Source organism: Riemerella anatipestifer (genome assembly GCF_009663465.1).
GTDB classification, from domain to species: Bacteria; Bacteroidota; Bacteroidia; order Flavobacteriales; family Weeksellaceae; genus Riemerella; species Riemerella anatipestifer_C.
On record NZ_QXHU01000005.1, the window covers coordinates 133,074 to 145,532 of the forward strand.

The 12,459-nt window shown below is 37.1% G+C and carries 4 protein-coding genes; all 4 read right to left on the bottom strand.

Features of this window, described 5'->3' with window-relative positions:
- Position 1 precedes the first annotated feature (1 nt).
- Positions 2 to 2,785, bottom strand: a complete 2,784-nt coding sequence (locus D1003_RS08205; protein WP_153936420.1) for a T9SS type A sorting domain-containing protein — start codon at positions 2,783 to 2,785, stop codon at positions 2 to 4.
- 86 nt (positions 2,786 to 2,871) lie between these two features.
- Positions 2,872 to 3,180, bottom strand: coding sequence for a DUF3467 domain-containing protein (locus tag D1003_RS08210; RefSeq protein ID WP_004916801.1), 309 nt, complete (start codon positions 3,178 to 3,180; stop codon positions 2,872 to 2,874).
- A gap of 84 nt (positions 3,181 to 3,264) precedes the next feature.
- The gene (gene rpoC, locus D1003_RS08215; protein WP_153936421.1) at positions 3,265 to 7,533 is read right to left on the bottom strand and encodes a DNA-directed RNA polymerase subunit beta'; all 4,269 of its coding nucleotides are present in this window, start codon (positions 7,531 to 7,533) and stop codon (positions 3,265 to 3,267) included.
- An 82-nt stretch (positions 7,534 to 7,615) separates the two neighbouring features.
- Positions 7,616 to 11,443, bottom strand: a complete 3,828-nt coding sequence (gene rpoB, locus D1003_RS08220) for a DNA-directed RNA polymerase subunit beta (RefSeq protein WP_153936422.1) — start codon at positions 11,441 to 11,443, stop codon at positions 7,616 to 7,618.
- Positions 11,444 to 12,459 lie beyond the last annotated feature (1,016 nt).

Below are 12,459 nucleotides of genomic sequence, written 5' to 3' on the forward strand. Positions count from 1 at the left end.
CTTACTTAATGATTAGTGTTGAAGTGTAGAATACCTTCCCTTGATTTTCTGCACTAAGTACATAAACGCCCTTCGGAAGATTTACATAAAACGCTTCTCCATTTTTCACACCGTTTTGAGTATATACTAATCTACCGGAGCCATCATATATTAAAACTTTAACATTATGATATTCCTGCTCATTAAATTGCAAATGAAGCTCTCCACGAGATGGATTTGGATAAACTCTTGTATTATTTTTTAATGTATTTGTTTCCTTTGCACTCAACCCAACATCTTCATTAACAGATGTAAATACTCCCCTACCATAAGTAGAAGCTAGTAACGTTTTGGTAGAAGGACGATAATCTATATTAGTAACTCTTACATTTCCTAGTCCATTAGAATATTGTACCCAAGTAGGTGTAGCTGATTGGAAATTAGTTGTTCCCCAAATACCTAACTCTGTACCCAATAGAACTTCATTGATGTTTTCTGGGTTCATAAACGCACATCTAACAGGCATATCTGGTAGATTGCCATGTTTATTGAGCCATGTTTTACCTCCGTCGGTAGTATAGTAAACTTTACTTACATCTGAACCATAATTAGGTATAGTTACAATTATATTATCCTCAGAAGTACCAAATTCTATATCTGATATACTTCCCACAAAAGGGGTTACCAATTTGGTTGAAGTAGGCTTAGTTGTATTTGCATTTACTACCTTATACAAATTACCAATATTTGACCCCACAAACAACTTGGTAGATGTTGTAGTATACGGAGATACTGCTATTTTACTTACCTCTTCTCCAGAAGCAGGAGTTCCTACTGTTACGCCCCCTTCTACCAGTTTAAGAGGATTAGATTTAAGACCACTCACCCTATGAAGTTTAAGCCCTGTATTGTAAGAATAAAATATATCTAGGTTTTTATCCAATCCTATTTCATTTATAAAGTGTCCCGTTGTTTCTCTTTTTGTTTCTGTTGATAGTAAATAAACAAACTTATTAGTTGGGTAAGAACGAAGATAATGGTTGTTGTTAATATATCCATTAATGATATACTGATTTTCGTCATCATAAGCCACCTGACCTCCATCACCACCAGTATATTCGTGAGCATCGTAAAAATTATTAGCTAATGGAGCTCCATCTAATAATTGTGTCCCATTATCTTGCGCTCCTGCTATAATCTCTTCATTAGCTGGATTAGCAACTGGATTTATAGCCGCATCATAAAACTGAGTTACATTATACCTTTTATTTCTCGTTTCTATCCCTGTGCTAGCCCCAATCGCATTTTTATCTGAAGCAAAGTAAATACCTCCATCATTACCAAATAGAATTTGTGAACTATTAGCAGGATTAAATACTATAGCATGTTGATCTGCATGCATCGTAACTTTATCTAATGCAATAGAAGAATGCCACTTCGTGAGTGTATTCCATGTTGCAGCTCCATCGGTAGATTTATGAATGTTAATTCCTCCCGTATAAACCACCTCATCATTATCTGGATCTGTTGCTATTATCAAATCATAAAAAGATTGACCTCCCGTAAAATCATTCGCGGCTATCCCAGTATCAGGGTCGACAGGTAAAGTTACAGTAGCATTAGTATCATTAGTAGAAACCCATGTTGTACCTCCGTCTATTGTTTTAAGTATTCTTACAGGCTCTGTGTCTCCACCTCCTTGCATTAAAACATACGCTTTATTGGCATCTTGTCTTGATAAAGCAAAGTTTACCCTAGAGTTAGGCAAAGAAGCATCATAAATATTAGTAAAATTGATACCATCTCCAGACTTGAAAACTTTTCCCCCAGATAAAATATTACCAAACATAGACTGTCTAGTAGAAACCCATACGGAGTTATCCACAGCAATCTCAATTTGCTGAATAGAATACCCTACATTATTTCCCGCAATCAAACTACTTACTTTTGAGAAATTTTGTCCTCCATCTACAGACTTGTATAAACCAGCATCATAAAGCCCCTGAAAGCCTTCATTATATCCTCCACTCACGCCTACATAAACCTCTGAAATGCCATTATTATTTCTCACTTTAATATCATTGATATAAAAATTACCTCTTCTAACATCTTCTAAATAGGATACAGGTTTAGTAAATATATTAGTCCAAGTTTGCCCTCCATCTGTTGTTTTCCAAATTCCAGAACCTACATTATCATAAGTACAAGATTCTCCTGTACCTACATAAAAAGTATGGGTATCATTAGGGTCAAAGGCCATACATACCACCGAAGTATTTTCCCAAAAATCATTTACAGGCGTCCACTCAGAATTTGGATCAGTAATATCATTATTTACCCATAAACCTCCCGATACTCCTCCAGCAAAAACTTTCTTACCCGTAGCATCGTTGGGATCAAACATTATAGCTCTCGTTCTCCCTCCCACTTCATAAGGTCCCCTTTCTGTCCAAAGTTTATTATTAACAGAAGAGGACAGTGTTTCCAAATTCCTAGACGAACTAAGCAATCCTATCTCTTGTTTAGCTCTAAACTTTCCTTTTTTCAGTTCTTGCCATACTTTTTTAAGCTGTTCTCTATTTACTTCTCCAGATAGCGGATTCATAGTAAGCTTATGGTCTTGCTCAAAATATTTATTGGGCGGAACTTGCCCATAAGAATTCAACAAACTATGAAATTTTTGAGTTTCCTTATTAAACTTATTCAGATTCTCCTGTAGTGCTTTCCTTTTCTTTATCACACTTAACTCTTGTGCGTTGGTCATCAAAACCACAAAAGAACCTATTACGAGTAGATATTTTTTCATAAAATTTATTTTTTTATATTATTTTATACAAAAAAGTCTCACCTCTTAAGAAGGTGAGACTTTTTCATACAAATTAATTTAGCATATTACGCTTGAGGCGTATTGTTCCCACCTAATACAAAAGGTTCAACCTCTTTGATTTCTCCAAACTGCTGCTCATAGTTAGCAATATTTTGCTGTAAAGCATTTAGAACTCTCTTAGCGTGTAATGGTGCTAAAATCACTCTAGATCTTACTTTAGCTTGTTGAACACCTGGCATTAACTGAATGAAGTCTAAAACAAACTCAGATGGAGAGTGGTTTACCAAAGCTAAGTTAGCATATACACCAGCTGCTACCATTTCGTTAAGTTCAATGTTAATGTTGTTTGGATCTTGGTTTTGATTGTTGTCCATAAAATTATTATTTAGTTATTATTTAGTTTGAAAGGTATAAAGATAACAAATATCTTCTACCTTTCAAACAATTTTTTCTTCAAATTAATTTAAATCTTCAAATTCTTTATTAGAACCTACAATAAAGTTCTGATAATCTTTAAGACCTGTTCCTGCAGGAATTCTGTGTCCTACAATTACATTTTCTTTAAGACCATTCAATTCATCTACTTTACCTGATACCGCTGCTTCGTTAAGCACCTTAGTAGTTTCTTGGAAAGATGCCGCAGACATAAATGACTTAGTTTGTAGAGCCGCTCTTGTGATACCCTGTAAAACTGGGTGCGCTGTAGCTGTAAGTGCTTCACGAACTTCTACCAGTTTTAAGTCTTCTCTCTTAAGCTTAGAGTTTTCATCTCTTAATTCTCTCGCTGTAATCATTTGACCTGCTTTAAGCACTTGAGAGTCTCCCGGGTCGGTAACTACCTTCATACCAAATACTCTCTCGTTCTCTTCGATAAAGTCTTGCTTATGTTCTAGACTACCTTCTAAGAACTGAGTATCTCCACCATCTACAATTTCTACTTTCGTCATCATTTGGCGAACGATGATTTCAAAGTGCTTATCATCAATTTTTACCCCTTGTAGACGGTATACCTCTTGGATTTCGTTTACCAGATATTCTTGTACCGCTGTAGGACCTTTAATTGCTAAAATATCATTAGGCGTTACAGAACCATCTGACAACGGAGACCCTGCTCTTACGAAGTCATTTTCTTGAACTAAGATTTGGTTAGATAACTTCACCAAGTATTTCTTAATTTCTCCAGATTTAGACTCTACGATAAGCTCACGGTTACCTCTCTTTATTTTTCCGTAAGATACTACCCCGTCAATTTCGGTTACTACCGCAGGATTAGAAGGATTTCTAGCTTCGAAAAGTTCCGTTACTCTAGGAAGACCTCCCGTAATATCCCCTGCTTTTGCAGATTTTCTTGGGATTTTAATTAAAATCTTACCAGCTTTAATCTTCTCTCCATCATTTACCATCAAGTGAGCTCCCACAGGTAAGTTGTAAGATTTTTGCTCTACTCCTTTAGAATCTACCACTCTAAGGGTAGGTACCGCCTTTTTGTTTCTAGATTCAGAGATTACCTTTTCTTCAAAGCCTGTCTGTTCGTCAATTTCTAATTGGAAAGACACTCCTTTGATAATATCTTCATACTCTACCTTACCAGAAGTTTCGGCAATGATTACCGCGTTATACGGATCCCATCTTGCGATAAGGTCTCCTTTCTTCACTTTATCCCCTGGCTTTACAGAAAGTATTGAACCGTAAGGTAAGTTCGCCACCATAATAGGCGTTCTGCTAGCATTATCTGCTACCAAACGGAATTCGGTAGAACGAGACACCACGATTTCAGCTTGGTTACCTTCTTCATCTTCAGAAGTTACCGTTCTGATTTCGTCCATTTCTACGATACCATCTCTCTTAGCTACGATAGACGGATTTTCGGAAACGTTACCTGCCGTTCCCCCTTGGTGGAAGGTTCTCAAGGTAAGCTGCGTACCAGGTTCCCCAATAGACTGTGCTGCAATAACACCCACAGCTTCTCCCATATGAATCATCTTACCTGTTGCTAAGTTTCTACCGTAACATTTAGCACAGATACCTCTCTTAGATTCACAAGTTAAAGGTGAACGAACCTCCACAGACTCTATACCAGCCTCTTCTATCTTCTTAGCTAATTCTTCATCTATAAGAACATCAGCTTCTACGATTAACTCGTCTGTTTCTGGGTCATATATATCATGTAAAGAAATTCTACCTAAAATTCTTTCAGATAATCTCTCTACTATCTCGTCATTCTTTTTAAGTGGCGTTACTTCTACACCTCTTAATGTACCACAATCGTCTTCAGTAATGATAACGTCTTGAGCCACATCTACCAACCTTCTTGTTAAGTAACCAGCATCCGCCGTTTTAAGAGCCGTATCCGCAAGACCTTTACGAGCACCGTGAGTAGAGATAAAGTATTCAAGGATAGAAAGTCCCTCTTTAAAGTTAGCTACAATAGGGTTTTCGATAATCTCTGCACCTACTGAACCTGCTTTTTGAGGTTTTGCCATTAGACCACGCATACCTGATAACTGACGAATCTGCTCTTTAGAACCCCTCGCACCAGAATCTAGCATCATATATACAGAGTTGAAACCACCTTGGTCGGTCTTCATTCTCTGCATAATCATTTCGGTAAGGTTAGCGTTCGTATTTGTCCAAACATCAATTACTTGGTTATAACGCTCAGTATCAGTGATAAGCCCCATATTATAGTTAGCCTTAATATCATCTACACTTTCTACCGCCGAAGCTATCATTTGTTTCTTCTCTTCTGGCACCACAATATCAGCTAAGCTGAACGATAGACCTCCTTTGAATGCATTAGAGTATCCTAGGTCTTTCATTCTATCCAAGAACTGAACTGTAGTTGGGAAATCAGTTTCTGCTAAGATTCTACCAATTACATTTCTTAACGATTTTTTCGTTAAAAGTTCATTGATGAATCCTATCTGCTCAGGTACTATCTGATTGAATAAAATTCTACCAACAGTAGTTTCAATCAGTTTAGTTACCAACTCTCCGTTTTCATTTTTTACAGGGAGTTTACATTTAACTTTAGCATTAAGCGTTACTTGTCCTTCGTTGTATGCAATTTCTGCTTCCTCTGGAGAGTAGAAAGTTAAACCTTCTCCCTTCACTTTATAATCCTCCGTAGAGTGAGCTTCTTTAGTCATAAAGTAAAGCCCAAGTACCATGTCCTGAGAAGGTACCGTAATTGGAGAACCATTAGCAGGGTTCAAGATATTCTGAGAACCTAACATTAAAAGTTGAGCCTCTAAAATAGCTTCTGGACCTAAAGGTAAGTGCACCGCCATCTGGTCACCATCAAAGTCGGCGTTGAATGCCGTAGTTACCAATGGGTGTAGTTGTATCGCTTTACCTTCAATCATTTTAGGCTGGAACGCCTGAATACCTAAACGGTGAAGCGTAGGGGCACGGTTAAGAAGTACTGGGTGACCTTTCATTACATTTTCTAGAATATCATACACCACAGGTTCTTTTCTATCTATAATTCTCTTCGCAGATTTTACCGTTTTTACGATACCTCTTTCAATTAGTTTTCTAATAATGAATGGCTTATAAAGCTCTGCCGCCATATCTTTAGGGATACCACACTCGTGTAGTTGTAAAGTAGGACCTACCACAATTACCGAACGAGCAGAGTAGTCTACCCTTTTACCAAGTAGGTTCTGACGGAAACGCCCTTGCTTACCTTTTAATGAATCAGAAAGAGATTTCAATGGTCTGTTAGACTCAGATTTAACCGCAGAAGATTTTCTTGTATTATCAAATAAAGAATCTACCGCTTCTTGAAGCATACGCTTCTCATTTCTTAAGATAACTTCAGGAGCTTTAATTTCTAGAAGTCTCTTAAGACGGTTGTTTCTGATAATTACTCTTCTGTAAAGGTCGTTAAGGTCTGATGTCGCAAAACGTCCACCATCTAGTGGTACTAATGGTCTTAACTCTGGTGGTATTACAGGAAGCACACGCATTACCATCCACTCTGGGCGGTTAATCATTCTCGTATTAGCATCTCTAAGAGCTTCTACTACTGATAATCTTTTAAGTGCTTCTGTTCTTCTTTGCTTAGATGTTTCGTTGTGAGCTTTGTGTCTTAAATCATAAGAAAGAGCATCTAAATCTATTCTCTTTAATAATTCTTCCACAGCCTCTGCTCCCATTTTAGCGATAAACTTATTAGGGTCAGAGTCATCTAAGTATTGATTTTCCGCAGGAAGTGTATCTAAAATATCTAGATATTCTTCCTCGGTTAAGAATTCCATTTCCTCGAAATCAGAACCGTCTAATTTTTTAGCGATACCTTGCTGAATTACCACATATCTTTCGTAGTAGATAATCATATCTAACTTCTTAGATGGTAATCCTAAAAGATAACCTATCTTGTTTGGTAACGAACGGAAGTACCAAATATGAGCCACAGGAACTACCAAGTTGATGTGCCCTATACGCTCTCTACGCACTTTTTTCTCCGTTACTTCTACACCGCATCGGTCGCAGACAATCCCTTTATAACGGATACGCTTATATTTTCCACAAGCACACTCGTAATCCTTTACAGGACCGAATATTTTCTCACAGAAAAGCCCGTCTCTTTCAGGTTTGTGCGTTCTATAGTTAATGGTTTCTGGTTTTAATACTTCCCCTCTTGAATCTTGTAAAATAGACTCTGGTGAAGCTAAACCTATCGAGATTTTATTAAATCTACTTGTTTTATTTTTATTTGACATTTTGTTTCTTTTAAAGATTAAGAGAACCGAGAACCAAGAGAAGATGGTATTCTTTTATCTTGTATCTCATATCTCGTGTCTATTATTCCTCTAACCTTACATCTAATCCTAAACCTTGTAACTCGTGAAGCAATACATTGAAGGATTCTGGAATACCAGGCTCTGGCATTGCCTCTCCTTTCGCAATAGCTTCGTAAGTTTTAGCTCTACCAATCACATCATCTGACTTCACTGTTAGGATTTCTCTCAAGATGTTAGACGCACCGAATGCTTCTAGTGCCCAAACCTCCATCTCTCCGAAACGCTGACCACCAAACTGAGCTTTACCTCCTAATGGCTGCTGCGTGATGAGAGAGTAAGGACCAATAGAACGAGCATGCATCTTATCATCTACCATGTGACCAAGTTTCAACATATAAATCACACCCACAGTTGCTGGTTGAGTAAATCTCTCCCCTGTACCACCATCATACAGATAAGTGTTTCCGTAGATAGGTAGCCCTGCTTTTTCGGTGTACTCTGTAATTTGGTCTAGTTTAGCACCATCAAAGATAGGCGTTGCGAACTTCAAGCCTAATTGCTTACCTGCCCAACCAAGTACCGTTTCGTAAATCTGACCAATGTTCATACGAGAAGGTACCCCTAGTGGGTTAAGAACGATGTCAACCGGCGTACCGTCTTCTAAGAAAGGCATATCTTCCTCACGAACGATTCTAGATACGATACCTTTGTTACCGTGACGCCCTGCCATCTTATCTCCTACATTTAGCTTTCTCTTCTTAGCGATGTAAACTTTAGCCAACTTAATGATTCCTGAAGGAAGCTCGTCTCCGATTGAAATAGCGTACTTCTCACGGTTTTTAACTCCTTGTAAATCGTTGTACTTAATCTTATAGTTGTGAATTAATTGCTTAATTAACTCGTTTTTATCTGCATCTACTGTCCAGTCAGAACCGCTTACATTTACATAATCTTCTACTGACTGAAGTAGTTTCATAGAGAACTTAGCACCTTTACCAATGATTTCTTCTCCTAAGTCGTTTTTAACTCCTTGAGATGTTTTACCATTAACAATAGTGTTTAATTTATCTAAAAGAACCGCTCTAAGCTCGTTGAACTTAGTCTTATATTGGTTTTCTATTTCTTCTAGCTTGATTTTCTCTTCTGTTCTCTTCTTCTTATCCTTGATGTTTCTAGAGAATAGCTTTTTGTCTATCACTACCCCTCTTAATGAAGAATCTGCCTTTAAAGAAGCATCTTTTACATCTCCTGCTTTATCACCGAAGATAGCTCTTAATAACTTCTCTTCTGGAGTAGGATCAGACTCTCCTTTAGGCGTGATTTTACCGATAAGAATATCACCAGGTTTTACCTCTGCTCCGATTCTTATCATACCGTTTTCATCTAGGTCTTTTGTAGCATCTTCAGAGATATTCGGAATATCTGATGTAAGCTCCTCCATACCTAGTTTGGTATCTCTTACCTCTAATGAATACTCATCTACGTGGATAGAAGTAAACCAGTCCTCACGAACTACTTTTTCGTTGATTACAATCGCATCCTCAAAGTTATACCCTTTCCAAGGCATAAACGCCACCACTAAGTTTCTACCTAATGCTAACTCTCCGTTTTCTGTTGCGTAACCATCACAAAGTACTTGTCCTTTTTCTACTGTATCTCCTACTCTTACAATAGGTTTAAGAGTAATAGTAGTAGATTGGTTAGTTTTTCTGAACTTAGTTAAATGATAAGTTTTAGTAGCTGATTCGAAGCTTACAATATCTTCATCTTCAGTTCTATCGTATTTTATAACAATTCTCTCCGCATCTACATATTCTACAACACCTGTTCCTTCAGCATTGATTAAAATTCTAGAGTCTCTAGCCACTTGCTTCTCTAGACCTGTACCTACGATAGGTGCTTGAGGTTTTAATAATGGTACTGCCTGACGCATCATGTTAGATCCCATCAAGGCACGGTTAGCATCATCGTGCTCTAGGAAAGGAATAAGCGATGCCGAAATACCAGAAATCTGGTTAGGAGCTACATCTATTAAATCTACTTGCTCTGGTTCTACCACTGGGTAATCTCCATCTAAACGAGCAATAATTCTCTCTGTTTCAAACTTACCATCATCAGCAAGCTCCACATTCGCTTGAGCAATAATTTTAGCCTCCTCATCTTCTGCATTAAGATAAATAGGTGCCGCATCTAAATCTACTTTACCATTTTCTACCTTACGATAAGGCGTTTCTATGAAACCTAAATTATTGATTTTAGCATAAATACCTAACGAAGAAATCAAACCAATGTTCGGTCCTTCTGGCGTCTCGATTGGACAAATTCTTCCGTAGTGTGTATGGTGAACATCTCGAACCTCAAAACCTGCTCTTTCTCTAGAAAGACCACCAGGTCCTAAAGCTGATAATCTTCTCTTATGTGTAATCTCAGAAAGTGGATTAGTTTGATCCATAAACTGAGAAAGCTGGTTAGTTCCAAAGAACGAGTTGATTACCGATGTTAATGTTTTAGCGTTAACTAAATCTGTTGGGCTAAACAATTCGTTATCACGAACATTCATTCTCTCACGAATTGTTCTTGCAATTCTAGAAAGACCTACTCCAAACTGACCTGCCAACTGCTCCCCTACGGTTCTAATTCTTCTGTTAGAAAGGTGGTCTATATCATCTACCTCTGCTTTAGAGTTAGCCAACTCTATTAAGTGTTTTACAATACTAATGATGTCCTCTTTAGTAAGTACTTCTACACTTTCGTCTACGCTAAGACCTAGTTTTTTGTTCAATCTATAACGACCTACCTCTCCTAAAGAATATCTCTGCTCCGAGAAGAATAGCTTTTCTATAATTCCTCTTGCAGTTTCTTCATCAGGTGGATCTGCATTTCTCAACTGACGATAGATGTACTCTACCGCTTCTTTTTCTGAGTTGGTAGGGTCTTTTTGTAATGTATTTTGAATGATAGAGAACTCCTTAGTGTTTTCATTATGGATTAGAATGGTTTTAACACCAGCCTCCAAAATCAAATCTAAATGTTCTTTTTCAAGAACAGTTTCTCTATCTAGGATAATCTCGTTTCTTTCTACAGAAACTACCTCACCTGTATCTTCATCTACGAAATCTTCAAACCAAGTATTAAGAACTCTAGCAGCTAAAGTTCTACCTTCTACTTTTTTAAGAGCCGCTTTAGACACTTTAACCTCTTCCGCCAAGTCAAATATCTGAAGAATTTCTTTATCAGATTCGTAACCGATAGCTCTAAGTAAAGTGGTTAATGGTAATTTTTTCTTACGGTCTATATAAGCGTACATTACGCTGTTGATATCCGTAGTAAATTCCATCCAAGACCCTTTAAATGGGATAATTCTAGAATAGTATAATTTAGTACCATTAGCGTGGTAAGTCTGCCCGAAGAATACCCCTGGAGATCTATGTAACTGTGTTACTACCACACGCTCTGCACCATTGATGATAAATGAACCACTAGGCGTCATATAAGGTACTGTACCTAGATATACATCTTGGATTACCGTTTGGAAATCATCGTACTCTGGGTCTGTACAGTATAATTTTAGTCTTGCCTTTAATGGCACAGAATAAGTAAGCCCTCTCTCTACACACTCATCTATAGAATAGCGAGGAGAATCTACTAAGTAATCTAAAAACTCTAGTACAAACTGGTTTCTAGAATCTGTAATTGGGAAATTTTCTTGGAAGGTTTTGTAAAGTCCTTCGTTCACTCTCTGCTCCGGAAGTGTGTCTAGCTGAAAGAACTCCTTAAAGGATTGAATTTGGATATCCAAAAAGTCTGGCGTCTCCACTCTTCCTTTAGCCGACGAGAAATTAATTCTTTGATTTCCCTGAGCTTTTTGTGTCGTCTTTGATTTACTCATAAAACTTTTAGAAGATTGTTGGTTTAAAAATATTTTGTTACTCTTTTTAAAAATATCAGAAAGCTATTTAGGCATTATTTCCTAAAAAACTTTCTAACTGCAACTCCGGTATATCTTTTCACGGCGTAGTGCAAAATATTTTCAATTTTCTCATTAGATAGATAACCCTTTGAAACACAACAGAACAAAACCCTAAATCCCTAAGGATAAGAGTTTTGTATTCTTATTTTATATTTCAGAAGTGTATATCACTCAAAATGAACTGCAAAGATATATTTTTTTATTAAACCTCACAAACCTTCTACCCACTAAATTATCACCTTATAAAATTTGCATATCTAAAAAATAGCTTATACATTTGTCCCATCTTTATGCAATACACTATCAACCACATACAAAAAAATGTAAAAAAGTTGCAAAATTATTTGGCTGTTCCAAATAATTTTGTAAACACACAGAAGAATAGTTGCGTGCGTACGCGTATTATACTACTTTTTATCTAGATTTTTATCGTTAATTATAAATAATGTTCCTCCAATTTCTGTTGGGGGCTTTTTTCGTTTATATCATTTTAAATTTAGTTTTCATCAATATTTGCTAAAAGCACCATTGTTTTGTCTTACAACTTGGTTGTTCTTGTTGGGTGCTTTTAGCGTTCAGAAAGAGAGTTTTCACTTTCTTTCTGCCTTAGCCTTTCCTCTCGTTTTGTGTGTGTTTAGAGGGGAAAGGCGTTTTCTTATGAGTTCAAAGAGCTTTAGTTTAAGGTTTAAAGTTCAAATATTCAAGGAATCATCGGAGCTATTGAACTACGCTCCCAGAACTTTAAACTTTGAATCCTTGAACTTTGAACCGCTGAACCTCCAACCTCTAATAGCCACCAACCATTTAACAATTAACAATCTAACGACTGAACAATTTAACAACTAACATCTAATATCTAACATCTAAAAACTAAATCTTTATGCCAATCAAGTACAAAGTGATTCAGAAAGGGCAACCAGGAGTTGCCGGTGGAG

Excerpts from the sequence above, each read along its gene's own strand:
- D1003_RS08205 (WP_153936420.1), bottom strand. The coding sequence starts at position 2,785 with ATGAAAAAATATCTACTCGTAATAGGTTCTTTTGTGGTTTTGATGACC.
- D1003_RS08210 (WP_004916801.1), bottom strand. The coding sequence starts at position 3,180 with ATGGACAACAATCAAAACCAAGATCCAAACAACATTAACATTGAACTT.
- rpoB (WP_153936422.1), bottom strand. The coding sequence starts at position 11,443 with ATGAGTAAATCAAAGACGACACAAAAAGCTCAGGGAAATCAAAGAATT.
- rpoC (WP_153936421.1), bottom strand. The coding sequence starts at position 7,533 with ATGTCAAATAAAAATAAAACAAGTAGATTTAATAAAATCTCGATAGGT.